This window comes from Amycolatopsis sp. NBC_00348 (assembly GCF_036114655.1).
Lineage (GTDB): Bacteria > Actinomycetota > Actinomycetes > Mycobacteriales > Pseudonocardiaceae > Amycolatopsis.
The window spans coordinates 5,844,427-5,859,266 of record NZ_CP107994.1; the positions used below are offsets into that span (position 1 = coordinate 5,844,427).

The 14,840-nt window shown below is 72.9% G+C and carries 21 protein-coding genes; 6 read left to right on the plus strand and 15 right to left on the minus strand.

Going from position 1 to position 14,840, the window contains the following annotated elements; genetic code table 11:
• Positions 1–8 precede the first annotated feature (8 nt).
• The 7 genes from OHS58_RS25040 to hisF all read right to left on the minus strand — a co-directional run bounded on the left by OHS58_RS25040 (position 9) and on the right by hisF (position 4,521).
• On the minus strand, positions 9–1,088 hold the full coding sequence (locus tag OHS58_RS25040) for a DUF3592 domain-containing protein (RefSeq protein ID WP_328644196.1): 1,080 nt from the start codon (positions 1,086–1,088) through the stop codon (positions 9–11).
• Between the two features lie 94 nt (positions 1,089–1,182).
• Entirely contained in the window at positions 1,183–1,749 is a 567-nt protein-coding gene (locus OHS58_RS25045; protein WP_328644197.1) for a hypothetical protein, read from the minus strand.
• 102 nt (positions 1,750–1,851) lie between these two features.
• Complete coding sequence (locus OHS58_RS25050; protein ID WP_328644198.1) at positions 1,852–2,088, minus strand: hypothetical protein; 237 nt, start codon at positions 2,086–2,088, stop codon at positions 1,852–1,854.
• A 564-nt stretch (positions 2,089–2,652) separates the two neighbouring features.
• The gene (locus tag OHS58_RS25055) at positions 2,653–3,015 is read right to left on the minus strand and encodes a DUF1304 domain-containing protein (protein ID WP_326947399.1); all 363 of its coding nucleotides are present in this window, start codon (positions 3,013–3,015) and stop codon (positions 2,653–2,655) included.
• On the minus strand, positions 3,012–3,377 hold the full coding sequence (hisI, locus tag OHS58_RS25060; RefSeq protein WP_326947398.1) for a phosphoribosyl-AMP cyclohydrolase: 366 nt from the start codon (positions 3,375–3,377) through the stop codon (positions 3,012–3,014). The genes OHS58_RS25055 and hisI overlap by 4 nt, the downstream gene beginning before the upstream one ends.
• Positions 3,374–3,751, minus strand: coding sequence for a hypothetical protein (locus OHS58_RS25065; protein ID WP_326947397.1), 378 nt, complete (start codon positions 3,749–3,751; stop codon positions 3,374–3,376). Before OHS58_RS25065 ends, hisI begins: the two co-directional genes overlap by 4 nt.
• Positions 3,748–4,521 (minus strand): imidazole glycerol phosphate synthase subunit HisF, encoded by a 774-nt coding sequence (gene hisF / locus OHS58_RS25070; RefSeq protein ID WP_326947396.1) that lies wholly within the window; start codon positions 4,519–4,521, stop codon positions 3,748–3,750. The genes OHS58_RS25065 and hisF overlap by 4 nt, the downstream gene beginning before the upstream one ends.
• A 38-nt stretch (positions 4,522–4,559) precedes the next feature.
• On the opposite strand from hisF, the gene OHS58_RS25075 reads away from it, so the two are divergent.
• Complete coding sequence (locus tag OHS58_RS25075) at positions 4,560–5,168, plus strand: TetR/AcrR family transcriptional regulator (protein ID WP_328644199.1); 609 nt, start codon at positions 4,560–4,562, stop codon at positions 5,166–5,168.
• 80 nt (positions 5,169–5,248) lie between these two features.
• Here OHS58_RS25075 and OHS58_RS25080 read toward each other — a convergent pair whose 3' ends face one another.
• Positions 5,249–6,262 (minus strand): hypothetical protein, encoded by a 1,014-nt coding sequence (locus OHS58_RS25080; protein ID WP_328644200.1) that lies wholly within the window; start codon positions 6,260–6,262, stop codon positions 5,249–5,251.
• Positions 6,259–6,876: a hypothetical protein gene (locus tag OHS58_RS25085; protein ID WP_328644201.1), complete on the minus strand. Its 618-nt coding sequence runs from the start codon at positions 6,874–6,876 to the stop codon at positions 6,259–6,261. Before OHS58_RS25085 ends, OHS58_RS25080 begins: the two co-directional genes overlap by 4 nt.
• A 293-nt stretch (positions 6,877–7,169) precedes the next feature.
• On the opposite strand from OHS58_RS25085, the gene OHS58_RS25090 reads away from it, so the two are divergent.
• Positions 7,170–7,667: a SigE family RNA polymerase sigma factor gene (locus tag OHS58_RS25090; protein WP_326947393.1), complete on the plus strand. Its 498-nt coding sequence runs from the start codon at positions 7,170–7,172 to the stop codon at positions 7,665–7,667.
• Complete coding sequence (locus tag OHS58_RS25095; protein WP_328644202.1) at positions 7,664–8,644, plus strand: hypothetical protein; 981 nt, start codon at positions 7,664–7,666, stop codon at positions 8,642–8,644. Before OHS58_RS25090 ends, OHS58_RS25095 begins: the two co-directional genes overlap by 4 nt.
• On the opposite strand, the gene OHS58_RS25100 is transcribed toward OHS58_RS25095, so the two are convergent.
• Positions 8,634–9,581, minus strand: a complete 948-nt coding sequence (locus OHS58_RS25100; RefSeq protein WP_328644203.1) for a hypothetical protein — start codon at positions 9,579–9,581, stop codon at positions 8,634–8,636. The two genes, OHS58_RS25095 and OHS58_RS25100, sit on opposite strands and share 11 nt — an antisense overlap.
• Before the next feature lie 142 nt (positions 9,582–9,723).
• Here OHS58_RS25100 and OHS58_RS25105 point away from each other — a divergent pair, with 142 nt between their 5' ends.
• The 3 genes from OHS58_RS25105 to OHS58_RS25115 are packed head-to-tail and all read left to right on the plus strand — an operon-like array spanning position 9,724 to position 11,568.
• Positions 9,724–10,437 carry an ABC transporter ATP-binding protein gene (locus tag OHS58_RS25105; protein ID WP_328644204.1) on the plus strand — a complete coding sequence of 238 codons (714 nt, stop codon included), beginning with the start codon at positions 9,724–9,726 and terminating at the stop codon, positions 10,435–10,437.
• Positions 10,434–11,168, plus strand: a complete 735-nt coding sequence (locus tag OHS58_RS25110; RefSeq protein ID WP_328644205.1) for an ABC transporter permease — start codon at positions 10,434–10,436, stop codon at positions 11,166–11,168. Before OHS58_RS25105 ends, OHS58_RS25110 begins: the two co-directional genes overlap by 4 nt.
• Before the next feature lie 13 nt (positions 11,169–11,181).
• A complete protein-coding gene (locus tag OHS58_RS25115) occupies positions 11,182–11,568 on the plus strand; it encodes a PPOX class F420-dependent oxidoreductase (RefSeq protein ID WP_326947388.1) in 387 nt (128 codons plus the stop codon).
• Here the strand turns inward: OHS58_RS25115 and OHS58_RS25120 are convergent.
• From OHS58_RS25120 to OHS58_RS25140, 5 genes are all read right to left on the minus strand, one after another.
• The gene (locus OHS58_RS25120; RefSeq protein ID WP_326947387.1) at positions 11,552–12,028 is read right to left on the minus strand and encodes a GNAT family N-acetyltransferase; all 477 of its coding nucleotides are present in this window, start codon (positions 12,026–12,028) and stop codon (positions 11,552–11,554) included. The two genes, OHS58_RS25115 and OHS58_RS25120, sit on opposite strands and share 17 nt — an antisense overlap.
• 48 nt (positions 12,029–12,076) lie before the next feature.
• Positions 12,077–12,418: a DUF1330 domain-containing protein gene (locus tag OHS58_RS25125; protein ID WP_328644206.1), complete on the minus strand. Its 342-nt coding sequence runs from the start codon at positions 12,416–12,418 to the stop codon at positions 12,077–12,079.
• A gap of 74 nt (positions 12,419–12,492) precedes the next feature.
• Positions 12,493–13,230, minus strand: a complete 738-nt coding sequence (gene priA, locus OHS58_RS25130) for a bifunctional 1-(5-phosphoribosyl)-5-((5-phosphoribosylamino)methylideneamino)imidazole-4-carboxamide isomerase/phosphoribosylanthranilate isomerase PriA (RefSeq protein WP_326947385.1) — start codon at positions 13,228–13,230, stop codon at positions 12,493–12,495.
• Positions 13,231–13,266: 36 nt separating this feature from the next.
• Positions 13,267–13,887 carry an imidazole glycerol phosphate synthase subunit HisH gene (hisH, locus tag OHS58_RS25135; RefSeq protein WP_247064093.1) on the minus strand — a complete coding sequence of 207 codons (621 nt, stop codon included), beginning with the start codon at positions 13,885–13,887 and terminating at the stop codon, positions 13,267–13,269.
• A 32-nt stretch (positions 13,888–13,919) separates the two neighbouring features.
• On the minus strand, positions 13,920–14,795 hold the full coding sequence (locus tag OHS58_RS25140; protein WP_328644207.1) for a hypothetical protein: 876 nt from the start codon (positions 14,793–14,795) through the stop codon (positions 13,920–13,922).
• Between the last annotated feature and the right edge of the window lie 45 nt (positions 14,796–14,840).

A 14,840-nucleotide genomic window follows, 5' to 3' on the forward strand; every position in this document is an offset into this window, starting at 1 on the left:
GGCCCAGATTACGCGGACGGAGGTCGCCGCCGCGGCGAAATCGCGCGCGCCGGGACGGCGAGCGCCCGCTTGCGCAGCGGCGCGTCCGGGAACAGCACGACCATGGCCCGGCCCCAGCCGCCGACCCACGCCTCGCGGTCGCGCCGGCCCTGGAACCCGGTGGCGCCGTGCGTCGACGCGACGGCCCGCAGCACCACGCGGGAGTCGTCGCCGTAGCGGACGTGGAGGTCCGGCAGGTGCCGTCCTTTGCGGATCGGGTAGTCGGGCACGACGCGCACCTCGGCGACGCGCCAGCCGGTGTGCCGGACGGCGCGGTACCGCCGCCACCAGCCCGCGGCGGCCACCAGCGACCAGGGCACCGCGACGCAGGCGAGCAGCATCGGCACCACGAGGACCCCCAGGAGGCCCTGGTCGGCGTTGGGTTCCGCCACCGTCCGGACGTGCGCCGGGTCGGCCCGGTCGTACACCACCGTCACCGCTTCGCCGACCGCGTACGCGCGTTCGGTGTCCCGGACGATCTCCGCGGTCCGGGACACGCCGCCGGCCGGGTAGCGCACCCGCATCGACGAGGCGCCGCTGCCGTGCCTCGTGTCGTGGACGCTCACCACCTCGCCCGCGGTGCGGGCCCCTGTCGCCAGGAGGTGCTCGGCCGCGTCGTCCACCAACGTGAGCCCGGTGGTCGCGGCGGCCAGCACGCCGAACCAGAGCAACGCGATCCCCACCGCCCGCACGCCCAGGCCGCGCAGCCGGCGGGTTTCGGCCGCGAAGCGCGCCTCGTCGTCGAGCGGCACCACCGGCGGGAGCCAGCTGCCGGTGCCCATCCGCGTGAGCACGTCGCCGGTCCGGCGGTCGCCGGCGCGGATCCGGACGACGGCGAAGCCGGACAGCGCCCCGGAACCGGCGAGCACGCCGAAATCGGCGGCGAGCTCACCGTCGTCGAGGCCGTAACCCGGGTCGAGGACCGAGTAGGCGGTGCCGATCACGAAGACCACGAACACCAGCGCCCCCACCGCACCGGCGACCACCCAGGCCGCTCTGCGCCGCGTGAGCCGTCGCAGCACGGCCGCGTAGTCCCGTTCCGGATCCATCCGCCGAATGTAGGGCGGAAACCCTGGTGCCGGCGGGGTTCGGGAGGTAACCGACACGCGGGCAACCGAACGCGGCGCCCGCGCGTGCAAGCGGTCATGGCTCAGGCGTCCAGCGGTGGGTCTCGGCCTTCGCCGCCAACACGCGAGGCCGCGTCCACCACGGCGGCCGCGGCAGTACCAGCAGGACCATGGCCGAGCCGTGGCCGCCGACGAGCGCGGGCAGGTCCGGCAGCTCGGACAACGCCCGGACGGTCCACCCGCCGTCGGCCGTCCGCAGGTCGATCCGGCTGCCGTCGGCGAACTTCACGGCCACCGCGGGGCCCCGCGACCTGGGCCACACGTGACCGATCGTCGCGGTCGCCTCGCGCCAGCCCGTGACGCGCACCGCGCGGTAGCGGCGCCGCCACCGCACCAGGGTGCCCACGCAGCCCGCGACACCGATCGCGCCCACGAAGAAGAGCACGGTGCCGGCCCCGACGCTCGCGAGCGACACCGGCGCGGCGCCCAGCAGCATCGCGGCCGACAGCACCACGAAGAACGCCGAGCGGTCGCCCTGCTCGCGCACCAGCCGGGTGTACTCCGGCACACCCGCCACCCGGGCCCCGCGCCGCCCGGGCAGCGGCAGCGAGTCCGCGATCTTCCGCCGTCGCTCCAGGTCCATTCCCGCAATGTAGAACGGAAAGCCGCGGTTCGGCGGGGTTCGGGAGACAGCCGACACCCGGGCAACCGGACGTCGCGCCCGGGCGTGCAAGGGGGCAGGGCTTCAGCTCTGTGCCGTCGGACGGGCGCTGGGCTTCGGCTCGAGTGACCTGACCGGGACCGCGTACGGGCCGTTGCGGAAGAGGCCGCGCGGGAACAGCACCACCATCGAGCGGTCCGCCCCGCCGAAGCGCACCGGGGTGCCCGGGAAGTCCGTCATGTTCGCGGCGCCGTGCGTCGAACCGATCGACTGGGTGCGGATCCGGGTGTCGTCGCCGAGGGTCAGGATGACGGTGCACATGCCGCTGCCGCGGGTCACGGTGGCCGTCGCCGGACGCCGTCACCGCGCGATGACGGCGTCGCCAGTTGACCGCGGCCGCGACCGAGAACCCGAACCCCATCAGGGCGAAGACGATGACCACCAGCGGCGTGGCCGCGGCGATCTCGGGCGGCGAATCGGTGCCGGACGACGCGGGATCCCGCGTCAGCACCACGGCGGCAGCGACACCCGCCACGACGGTGACGACGGCCCAGAACACCGCGAACCCGGTCGCGCGGAGGCCGAGCGCGCGCACGCGGGTGGTCTGGACGTCGAGGTCGACGTCGTCCCAGCCGGGCGGCACCACACCCGTGGCCGCCGCGTACCGGCGGCCGAGCCGGCGGGCCCAGCCCGCGCACAACGCCGACAGCGCCGCGAAGGGCACCACCAGCGGCATGTACGGCTCGCCCGCCACCAGCACCAGGACCAGCGCGGCGACCGCGACAAGCCCCAGCAGCACACTCCCGGCGACCAGCGCCGCCCTCCCCCGCCGCAGCCCCACGGCCGCCCCCTTCCCCAGGGGACGGAGCGTAGACCGGACGGTGGTTACCTGGCCAGCAGCAGCGCGATCAGCGTCAGCACGCCTGGCACCACCTGCACGAACAGGATCCGCTTGTTCGCCGTCGCCGCGCCGTAGATGCCGGCGATGATCACGCAGACGATGCCGTAGAGCTTCAGCTGGTAGCCCGTGGGGTCGGTGGCGATCAGGCCCCAGACCAGCGCGAGGGCCAGGAAACCGTTGTACAGCCCCTGGTTCGCGGCCAGCGGCGCGCTCTCCTTGGCGAACTCCTCGGTGGTCCCGAACGCCGCGCGTCCGCGCGGGGTGTTCCAGAGGAACATCTCCAGGACGACGATGTAGACGTGGATCAGGGCGACCAGCCCGACCAGGATGTCGGCGGCGATCTTCACGCGGTGTGCTCTTTCTCGTCGGCCAGGAGCAGGCGCTCCTCGGTGTCGAAACAGGTGTGGGTGCCGGTGTGGCAGGCGGGACCGGTCTGGTCGACGCGCAGCAGGACGGTGTCGCCGTCGCAGTCGATGCGGACCTCGCGGACGTGCTGGTAGTGCCCGGACGTCTCGCCCTTGACCCACAGCTTCTGCCGGCTGCGGGAGAAGTACGTGCCCCGGCGGGTGGACAGGGTCGCCGCGAGGGCGTCGTCGTTCATCCAGGCCATCATCAGCACGTCCGAGGTGGCGTGTTCGACGACGACCGCGGCGATCAGGCCGTCGGCGTTGCGCTTGAGACGCGCCGAGACGCCCGCGTCGAGGTTCATGCTTCGGCTCCCAGCAGGTGCCGCTTCAGCGGCATGGAGTTCAACAGGACGAACGCGTAGCCGTAGCCGAAGAAGGACAGCCCGGAGAACACCTTGTTGAACCACAGCTCGGCGCCCAGCAGCAGGAACGCGTGCAGCAGCGCGAACACCACGGTGACGACCAGGCCGCCGATGCGGGCGCTGCCCATCTTCACCGCCAGCCCGGTGGTCACGACGCCGCCGAGGATCAGGGCGAGCGCGGGCGTCCGGTAGATGGCCAGGCTCGAGCCCGCGCTCAGCACGGGGATCAGGTCGAGCAGGGCCCACGCCACCGGCAAGCCGATCAGCAGGGCGGCGACGACCTTGACCTCGACGGGCGCGCGCCAGGACTTCATCGGACCTCCACCCCGCCGTCGCGCAGCGCGGTCTTGACCTCGCCGATCTTCAACTGTCCGAAGTGGAACACGCTGGCGGCGAGGACGGCGTCCGCGCCGGAGCGCACCGCGGGCAGGAAGTGCTCCAGGGCCCCCGCTCCCCCGCTGGCGATCACGGGCACCCGCACGGCCTTGCGCACCAGGTCGATCAGCTCGAGGTCGAAGCCGTTCTTGGTGCCGTCGGCGTCCATCGAGTTCAGCAGGATCTCGCCGACGCCGAGCTCCTCACCGCGCGCGGCCCACTCGACGGCGTCGATGCCGGTGCCGCGGCGCCCGCCGTGGGTGGTGACCTCGAAGCCGGACGGCGTCGCTTCGCCGCCTTCGGGCACGCGGCGCGCGTCGACCGACAGCACGATGCACTGGGCGCCGAACCGGCGCGAGGCCTCGTGGAGGAACTCCGGCCGGGCGATCGCGGCGGTGTTGATGCTCACCTTGTCCGCGCCGGTGCGCAGCAGCCGGTTGACGTCGTCGTTGCTGCGGACGCCGCCGCCGACGGTCAGCGGGATGAACACCTGCTCGGCGGTCCGGCGGACGACGTCGTAGGTGGTCTCGCGGTCGCCCGAGGACGCCGTGACGTCGAGGAACGTCAGCTCGTCGGCCCCCTCGGCGTCGTACCGCCGGGCCAGCTCGACGGGATCGCCGGCGTCGCGGAGGCCGGCGAAGTTGACACCCTTCACGACCCGGCCCGCGTCGACGTCGAGACAGGGGATCACCCGCACCGCGACAGACATGACCGCAAGCGTAGTCAAGGGCGTTCTAAGCTCGGGCAATGGCACAGGCGGGGCGGCGGCCGGGGCGGACGGAGACGCGGGAGAAGATCCTCGACGCGGCCCGGCACCGGTTCGCGGAGCTGGGGTACGACGGCGCGACGGTCCGCGGGATCGCCGCCGACGCCGGGGTGAACGCGGCGCTGCTGCACCACTTCTTCGGCAGCAAGCAGCAGCTTTTCGCGGCGTCGATGAACCTGCCGGTGAACCCGGCTTCACTGGTCCCGGCGATCCTCACGGGCCCGCGCTCGGGCGTGGGCGAACGGCTGGTGCGCGCCTTCCTGACGCTCTGGGCCGCGCCGGAAGGGCGGACGCCGTTCCTCGCGATGCTGCGCGCCGCGGCGACGAACGAGCAGGTCGCGCTCATGATGCGCCAGTTCATCGAGCGCACGGTGCTGGCCGAGGTCGCCAAGGCGCTCGACGTGCCGCCGGTGCGCGTCACCGGGATCGCCGCGCAGATGATCGGCGTCGCGCTGCTGCGCTACGTGATCAAACTGCCCCCACTGGCCGACGCGGACGACGAGGAGCTGGTCGCCCTGCTCGCCCCGGTCGCGCAGTACTACCTCGACCCGGCACCCGGCGGTCAGGGCCCGGCCACCCGATCCGTCTAGCTCACCCAGGCGCGCGCGGGCTGCTCCCGGCGGCCGGCCGTGACGGTTCCGCCCCTCCTGGACACTCACGACCGCTGCCGTCACCAGACGAAGATCCGCGGCATGCTCACCCGTGGTGGTGGCGCGATCCGGGGTACCCGGGCGATCTCCGGGGGCACCCGGAACGTGTCCGGCGGGGTGTAGCCGTGCAGGCCGTAGTCGCGCGTTCCGTAGCTGCCCAGGCCGTAGTCGTACGGGTACCGCAGGCTGTAGTACTCCGGCGGTGGCAGCCGCAGCGACTCGATGTCCGGCAGGGTGAGCTTCAGCTTGCCCGACGGGTCGTACTCCGGCGGTGGCCGCCGGGCCTCGATCACCTCCGTGACCTTCTGGTCCAGCTGGACCGGGGCGTCCCGCAGCGCCGAGACCGTGGCCGAGAACGTGCGCGCCAGGTCCTCCGCGCGCGGCGTGGCGTGCGCTACCGGCTTGTCGACGTCCGTCTGCCGGACCAGGTCCGCGGCCTCGCGGTCGACCGCCGCGCCGAGGTCCCGCGGGGCGCGCAGCACCAGCTCGGCCAGCCGGTCGTACGCCCGGGCGAGCCGGTCCTGCAGGCCCTTGTCCGCCGCCTCGACGAACGCCTGCACCAGCGGGTCCAGGAACGGGACGGCGTCCGTCACCGGTTTCGTGAGCGCCGCGATCCGTTCGGTGGCCACCTTCTCGACCTGCAGCGTCACCTTCTTCCGGCTGTCGGCGACCAGGTCGATGCCCGGCTCGGCCGGCCGCGCGTCGACGACCGCCCGCGCGGCTTCGACCTGCTCCGGCGTCACCTCGCCGGGCGTCGCCCGGCCGGTGGCCTCGACCCGCAGCTCCGGCCCGATCCCCGCGGCCTTGTCGCGGCTCACGGTCTCCGCACGGACGGCGTCGTCGACCGCGGGCAGGCTGACGTCGTACGGCTTGGCGCTCGCCGCGCTGCTCCGCGCGGTGTCGAGCAAGTTCGGCAGCTGCGTGGCCCGCGCCGCGAGCGCGTCCCGGTAGGACTGCGGGAACGCCGCTTGGACCTTGTCGTAGAGCTTGCCGGCGACGCGCTCGGTCAGGCCCGCCTCCAGCTTCTTCGTCACCTCCGCGTAGCCCTCTGCGCCACCTTGAACTTCACCTGCAGGTCCGTGGCCGGCACGCCCACCTGCATGCCGAACAGCGTCAGCGAGGCGAGCGTGGCCAGCCCGGCGGCCGCCGGTCCGCTGTACTTCGTGTAGAAGTCCGCGGCCCGCCCCAGCCCGGCTGCGGTCCGCCCGCGCCACGGCCCGGCGTCCCGGCGGGCGAGCAGCAGGCAGGTCAGCAGGTAGACGCCGATCAGCACGGCGAACACCGAGAACTCGCTCAGCTTCAGGTGGTCCGAGAAGAACCGCGACACCGTCTCGAAGAACCGCTGCAGTGAGATCAGCCAGCCGACGCCCGACGTGGCGCCGAACCACCGCAGGTACGCCGACAGCAGGAAGTACGCCGTCGCCGCCATGCCGATGGGCACGAGGTAGAGCACCCCGAACGAGGCCAGGTGGTACCGGAACCCCGGGCCCTCCCGCACCTGCTCGGCCGTGAACCGCCGCGGGTAGCCGCGGCCGAACCGCACCAGCCCCCAGATCACGCCCACGACCAGCGCGAACGGGCCGGCCACGAACGCCGCCACGAGCACCACCGAGACGGCCAGAGCCGCCCGCTGCTTCCCCGCCGTCATCTCCCCCTCCGATCTGTCCGGTTCAGGAAAGCACGGTCCACCGACAGGTTTCCGAGGCGATCCCCGGCACCGCCGACGGCCGGGAACGCAGCGGAGCCGACACTCACCTGTACTCGTGAACGACCGCGACGGAGCAAGACCGAACCGCCCGGCATCTGCCGCTCAGTGACGGACAAGGCTCGCGAGCTGGGCCGAACCGGTGAACTCCGTCACGAAAGAAACTTCCCGGCCGCGTGCATCAACTCGGCCGTCCCGGACGTCCATGAAGGTGACAGGCGGGCGAAGGGACGTACGTGGGCTTCGAAGAGTTCGTGGCGGAGCGGCTGGACGGGCTGCTCCGCTACGCGACCGTCCTGACGAACGACCCGCACCTCGCGCAGGACATCGTCCAGGACGTCCTGCTGCGCGCGCAGCAGCGCTGGGACGGCATCGACGCCCCGCCGACCTACGTCCGCAAGATGGTCACCAACGAGTACCTGTCGTGGCGCCGCCGGGCCGTGCGGCGGATGGTGCCGAGCAGCCACGAGGTCCTCGACGCGCTGTCCCCGCCCGAAGCCGACCCCGCCACCGCCTACGACGAGCGGGACGCGATGCTCGCCCTGCTCGCCACGCTCCCCCGCAAGCAGCGCGCCGCGGTCGTGCTGCGCTACTACGAGGACTACTCGGACGCCGAGATCGCCGCCGTCCTGCGCTGCGGCACCTCCACCGTGCGCAGCCAGATCTCCCGTGCCCTGGCCACCCTCCGGGACGCACCCCACCCCGCGCCCCTGACCACCGGAGCCCCCGAATGACCCGCAGCGACCACGAGACCGAGACGCTGATCCGGGAGAGCCTCGACCGCCTCGCCGCCCGCGCGCCGGACGGCCACGCGGTCCGGGACGCGCTCGCGGACGCCCGGCGCCGTCGTCCGGTCGCGCGGCTGACGCTGGTGGCCGCCGCCGTGGTGCTGCTGGTGGCCGGGGTCTTCGTCGGCACGCAGGTGCTCACGAGCCCGCCGGTGCTCGACCCGGCCGCGGGCCGCCCGGTGCTCGGCTACACCCCCGGCTGGCTGCCCGACGGCTTCACCGAGCAGAGCCGCGAAGGCGGCCCGGGCCTCACGCCGCAGGTCCGCCGGTGGTTCGCCGGGCCGGCGGAGGTCACGCTGTCGGCGTATCCGACGGCCGATCCCGAGTGGTCGCGGACCGCGCTGAAGATCGCGTCGATCAAGGACCAGATCGTGGTGCACGGCCGGGTCGCCATGGTCACCGGCGACACCGGCACCGCCGCCCTGCTCACCTGGCTGGCCGACGACGACCACGTGCTCACCGCCCGGGTCGGCGGGGTGCCGGACGCCCGCGCGGTCGCCCAGCGGATCGCCGAGTCGGTCGAGGCGACCCCGGTCGGCGTCCGCGGCGAGCTGCGGTTCGGGCCGCTGCCGGCGGGGCTGGCGGAACGCTCGGCCGCCGTCCGGGGCACCGGCCCGGACGACGCGAGCACCGAGCTGACGGCGGCCGACCCGGCCCGCCCGTCGGTCCCGGCCGTGACGGCCGCAGTCGGCGCCGGTTCGCCCGGGATCGGCGGCGCCGCAAGCATTTCCGTGCGCGGCGGCCCCGGGTTCTACTCGGCGCCGAAGCCCGGCGAACCCGCGCTGGTCGCGGTCCGGCTGCCGTCCGGGCGCTGGCTGACGGTGACCGGGCCGCAGCCGGAGGCCGTGCTGGTCGCCGTCGCGGACGGCGTCCAGCTCGACCCTTCGCCCGACTACCGCTGGCTCGGGCGGCCTACCAGCTGACCGTCGGGAACCAGATGATCCCGAGCCGGCCGAGCACGCGCACATCCCAGTAGAGCAGCGTGAACGTGCCGCCGACGAGCAGCGCCGCGCCCGTCACGGCGGCGATGCGGCCCGGCTTCGCGGCCAGCCAGCGCTGCACGCGCCCGCCCGTCGCGTGCGTCAGGATCAGGAACAGCACGCCCATGATCACGATGTTGCCGAGTGACTGCAGGGCGAACGCGGCGGCGCCGTAGAACACGTTGTGCTGCTCGGCGGCGCTGCGGAACATGATCCGGAACAGCGGGTACGGCCGGCCGATGAGGAACCCGCCGATGAGCGCGCCCATCAGGACCAGCGGTGCGGCCGGGTGCCGCCGGGTCAGCGCGCCGATCGGGTTGCCGATCACGCCCACCGAAGCCAGGCCCAGCACCAGGAACACCAGGCCGACGACGCCGAAGGCGACCATCGACTGGATGCTGCGCGGCGTCAGCCCGGTGGCCGGCGCGGTGTCGAACTGCGGCATCCGCGTGCCGACGAGCGCGACGATCACGCCGTAGACGATCGACACGGTGAGCATGCCCGCCGCGATCCAGCCGAGCGGCTTGAGCGTCGTCGAGAACCGCCGTTTCCCGCCCGCCTCGCCCCCGACCAGCGGTGCGACCGCGCCGAACGCGGCGATGTTACAGGCGGTGAACGAGCCGGCGAGCCCGGAGACGAACGCGAACAGCGTCCCGGCCAGCACGCCGCCGATCGGGGTGGCCTTCGCGTCGTAGCCGAGCAGCGTGTTGGCGACGCTGTCGCCGATGACGGAGTCGACGAACGGCGCCGACCAGAGCGCCGTCAACGCGAACCCGGCGAGGACCGCGATGACCACGACCCGCGCCCGGTGCGCGGGATACGGGCCCGAGCCGAAGAAACCCGCTTGCGGATGAACCGGAACCTGCTGTGTGACGGCCATCTACACCCTCCAGTGTGCGGGACAAACCCAGCCCGCAAAGCGTTGCAAATATTCCGTTGAAGCGCTTCCGCCGAACTGCGCCTCTGCGTTGGGCCGGAAGCCCGCTTGACGCCGTGACCTCGGCGAGCGCAGAATTAATCGCATGACTAATTCTGCCGTCGAGGTCACCGGCCTGCGGGTCCGCCGCGGCGGGCGGCCGGTGGTGCGCGACGTGAACTTCGCGATCCCGCGCGGTGTGGTCACCGGGCTGCTCGGCCCGAGCGGCTGCGGCAAGACGACGCTGCTGCGCGCGATCGTCGGCGTGCAGCTCGTCGAGAGCGGCACCGTCACCGTGCTGGGGCTGCCCGCGGGCAGCCCGCCGCTGCGGCGCCGGATCGGCTACGCGACGCAGAACCCGGCGATCTACGCGGACCTGACCGTCCGCGAGGCGCTGCGTTACTTCGCCGCGGTGCTGCGCGCCCCGGTGTCCGATGTGGACCGGGTCATCGGCGAAGTGGGCCTGGGCGACCACGCCGGGAAGCTCGTCGGCTCGCTCTCGGGCGGGCAGCACAACCGCGCGAACCTCGCCGTCGCGCTGCTAGGCAAGCCGGAACTGCTGGTGCTCGACGAGCCGACCGTCGGGCTCGACCCGGTGCTGCGAGACGAGCTGTGGGCGCTGTTCCGCCGGCTCGCCGAAGGCGGCGCCACGCTGCTGGTGTCCAGCCACGTCATGGACGAAGCCGCGCGCTGCGACCGGCTCCTGCTGATGCGCGAGGGCGTCCTGCTGGCCGACGACGCGCCGGCGGAGCTGCGACGACGTACCGGCGCCGCCGACCTCGAGCAGGCGTTCCTGCGGCTCGTGCGGGTCGCGTCGTGAGCCCCGCGCTGACGCTCGCCACCACGCGGCGCATCCTGACCCAGCTGCGGCACGACCCGCGCACCGTCGTGATGCTGGTCCTGGTGCCGACGCTGCTGATGATCCTGCTGCGGTACGTCTTCAACTCGACGGTGGTGTTCAGCCACGTCGCGCCCGCGCTGCTCGGCGTCTTCCCGTTCCTGATCATGTTCCTGATCGCGTCGATCACGACGTTGCGCGAGCGGACCACGGCCACCCTGGAGCGGCTGATGACGCTCCCCCTCGGCCGGCTCGACCTGCTTTTCGGCTACGCGCTGGCGTTCGGCGTGCTCGCCGTCGTCCAGGTGGCGCTCGCGACGGCCGTCTCGCTGTGGTGGCTGGGCCTCGACCTGGCGGGCCCGGTCGCGCTGCTGCTGGTGATCGCCGTCCTCGACGCGCTGCTCGGGATGGCGCTCGGGCTGTTCGTCAGCGCGTTCGCGCGCACCGAGTTCCAGGCCATCCAGTTCATGCCGGTGTTCGTGCTGCCGCAGATCCTGCTGTGCGGCCTGATCGCGGCGCGCGAGGACATGGGCCGGCCGCTGCGGTGGCTGTCCGACGTGATGCCGCTGTCCTACGCGGTCGAGGCGCTGAACCGCGTCACGGCTTCGCCGACGGTGGACGCGGTGATCCTGCGGAACCTGGCGGTCGTCGCCGGCTGCGCGCTGCTGGCGCTGGTCCTCGGCGCGGCGACGCTGCGGCGCCGGACGCCCTGACTACCGTGGACGCATGGCATCCGAAACGGATCGGCTCGCGGCCGAGCGCTACGTCGTCCTGACCACGTTCCGCAAGGACGGCCGCGCCGTGCCGACCCCGATCTGGGTCGCCGGCGACGGCGGCGAGCTCGTCTTCAACTCGGTCCGGGACGTGGGCAAGGTCAAGCGGATCCGCAACAGCGGCCGCGTCGAGGTTCAGGCCTGCGACCTGCGCGGCAAGAAGACTCACGGCGCGGTGGCGAGCGGCCAGGCCCGGTTGCTGGACCTCGAGGAGACCAAGCGGGCCCAGCAGGTGATCGGGCGCAAGTACGGCGTCGTCGGACGGGTGTCGATGTTCTTCTCGAAGCTGCGCGGCCCGGCCGACCGGACGGTCGGGATCGCCGTCAAGCTGAGCGAGTGAAGCCCCGGAACCCCCGCCGCAGGTAGTTCGGCAGGGCGTTCGGGTGATCGAGGGTCGAGGTGTGCAGCCAGACCCGGCGCGCGTCCGGCACCGTCCACGCGGCCGCGACGACGAGCGTGAGCGCGTACCCGCCGAGCCCCTTCCCGACGAACTCGGGCAGCAGCCCGAACGTCGTGATCTCGACGTCGTCGCCGGGCTGCGGCTCGAAGTCGGCGGCGCCGGCGATCTCCCCGCGGTACTCGACCAGGCGGTAGCGCCGGTGCGGCTCGGCGAGCCAGCGCGCCCAGTCGTCGTCGGTCCGGGACGCGCTCGGCCAGCGGTAGGGCGTCCCGATCCGGACGTGCAGCTCGCGGATGAGCGGCGAGGCCTCGACGGTCCGCAGGGTCACCCCGTCGACCGGCGGCGCCGGGGTGAGCTGGCCGGCCGCGGTCATCTCGAGCTGGGTGACGATCTCCTCCACCGCGGCAACCTAGTGGTTCGGCGTGGTCCTGTCAGCCGCTTTTCGGCGTCAACCCGCCGCGCGCAGCGCCGCCGCCATGGCCGCCGAGTCGTGGTCCGGCCCGCAGCCCTCGACGATGACCAGGTCACCCGGGATGTGGTCGGCGCGCAGGCGCAGGATCGCCTGGTAGGCGGGCGAGTCGTACCACTCGCGAGCCACCGCGGCGCTCGGGAACTCGATCACCACGAGCGCGCCGGGCCACTCGCCTTCGAGCACCTGGACGTCGGCGCCGTGCACGACGAACCTGCCGCCGTACGGATCGAGCGTGGCCTGGATGCGTTCGAGGTACCGGAAGACGTCCTCCGGCAGCACGGCGGGCGGACGCAGGTGCGCGATTCCGTAGGCGGTCATGGTGGTCCTTTCGTTGTCCTGAAAGGAATCCTGCTCGCCCGCGCGCACCGCGTCGATTACCCCGGAGGTAATCCTCAGACCCGCGCGACCGCCGCCAGCGCCTCGGGCAGCGTGAACGCCCCCGCGTACAGCGCCTTGCCGACGATCGACCCCTCGACGCCGTCCGACTCCAGGCCGGCCAGCGCGACCAGGTCGTCCACACTGGACACGCCGCCGGACGCGATCACCGGGGCGTCGGTGCGGGCGACGACCTCGCGCAGCAGGTCGAGGTTCGGGCCCTTCAGCGTGCCGTCCTTGCTCACGTCCGTCACGACGTAGCGGGACGCGCCGTCGCGGTCGAGACGGTCCAGGACCTCCCACAGGTCACCGCCGTCGGACGTCCAGCCGCGGGCCGAAAGCCGGTGGCCGGCCTCGGTGATGCGGACGTCGAGGCCGATCGCGACGCGGTCGCCGTACTCGCCGATCACGCGCGCGGTCCACTCGGGATCCTCGAGCGCGGCGGTGCCGAGGTTGACGCGGCGGGCGCCGGTGGCCAGCGCGGCCTTCAGCGAGGCGTCGTCGCGGATGCCGCCGGAGAGCTCGACCCGCACGTCGAGCCGGCCGACGACCTCGGCGAGCAGCTCGCGGTTGCTGCCCTTGCCGAACGCGGCGTCGAGGTCGACCAGGTGGATCCACTCGGCACCGTCGCGCTGCCAGGCCAGCGCGGCCTCCAGCGGGCTGCCATAGGAGGTCTCGGTGCCGGCCTCGCCCTGGACGAGTCGCACGGCCTGGCCATCGGCCACATCAACGGCGGGAAGCAGCGTGAAAGTCACGCCGGTAACTCTAGGGCGGCGGCCCCGGTCACCCGGTCAGAGGGTCGCGAGCCAGTTGCGCAGCAGCTGCGCACCGGCGTCACCGGACTTCTCGGGGTGGAACTGGGTCGCCCAGAGCGGGCCGTTCTCCACCGCCGCGACGAAGTCCTCGCCGTGGTTGGCCCAGGTGACCTTCGGCTCGCGGCCGGGCAGGCCCGACTCCAGCTCCCACGTGCGGGCGGCGTAGGAGTGCACGAAGTAGAAGCGCTCCTCGGGGTCGAGGCCCGCGAACAGCTGAGAGTCTGCCGGTGCGCGCACGGTGTTCCAGCCCATGTGCGGCAGCACGTCGGCCTTCAGCCGGTCGACCGTGCCGGGCCACTCCCCCGTGCCTTCGGTCTCCTCGCCGTGTTCGACGCCGCGCTCGAAGAGGATCTGCATGCCGACGCAGATGCCCAGCACGGGACGGCCGCCGGCGAGGCGCTTGCCGATGATCCGCTGCCCCTTGACCGACAGCAGGCCGGCCATGCAGGCGGAGTAGGCGCCGACGCCGGGCACGACCAGGCCGTCGGCTTCGACGGCGGCGTGCGGGTCGGCGGTGACCTCGACTTCGGCCCCGGCGCGCGCCACAGCGCGTTCGGCGGAGCGGAGGTTGCCGGAACCGTAGTCGAGAATCACCACACGAGACACGCCACACAGCGTAGCCGGAGGGCTCAGCGGCGCTCGAACGAATAGACGTCGGTCACCGTGTTGCACGGCGACGGCGGCACGACCTCGACCCGCAGGACCCCCGTCGGCGTGTCGTAGTCGACGCCTTCCGGGGTGAACGTGCCGGTGCAGGTGCTGACCAGCGGCACCTGGCCGAGCTCGCGCACCTTCGCCGTGACGTCGTGACCGTTGAGCGGCCGCGCCAGGTCGACCTGCAGCAGCTGCAGGTTCGTCGGGTACAGGTCGTTGTTCGGGTCCGACGTCGCGCAGACCAGCCGCGTCGAGCTGACGAAGTCGCAGCCCTGGGCGCTGCGGATGTGGTGGTCGAGGTGGATGCGGGCGGCGATCGGCAGGTCACCGGCGACGCGCGGGGCACGCGGGTTGAGGAACGGCGTCGGCGAGACGTAGAGCCGGTCGACCTCGCCGAGCGGGCCGGAGACCAGCCACTGGCCGTCGGGAGTGGCCGCGACCTGGGCGTTCGCGTTGACGGCCGGCTCGTCGGCCTGCAGCGGGTGGACGAACTCCGTCGTCGTCCCGTCCGGCTTGGTGACCAGGTACATCTTCTTCGTCGGCGTCGGGGTGACGGTGTCCTGGTAGACGTCGAAGACGTAGCCGCGCAGGGAGTCGGGGTCCCCGACGTGGCCCCAGCCCTCGTCCTTGAGCGGCTGCGGGATGGTCGCGCCGTTGCGGTAGACGGTCTCGGGGGCCTGCCCGGGCAGCCGGAGCGTCGTGATGCCCTCGCCGCTCACGCGGTTCTCGGCGGTGGTGTGGCCGACCTGGTGCCACGGGTTGCCCTGGGCGGCGGCAACGCCGGTGCCGGCGCCGCCGAGCAGGGCTGTGGTGGTCAGGGCGAGCAGACTTGCCGTCCGCAGTGCGCGCATGTGCGCTCCTCGGGAGTTGAGGCCATGGCGGCGGCGACGCGATTC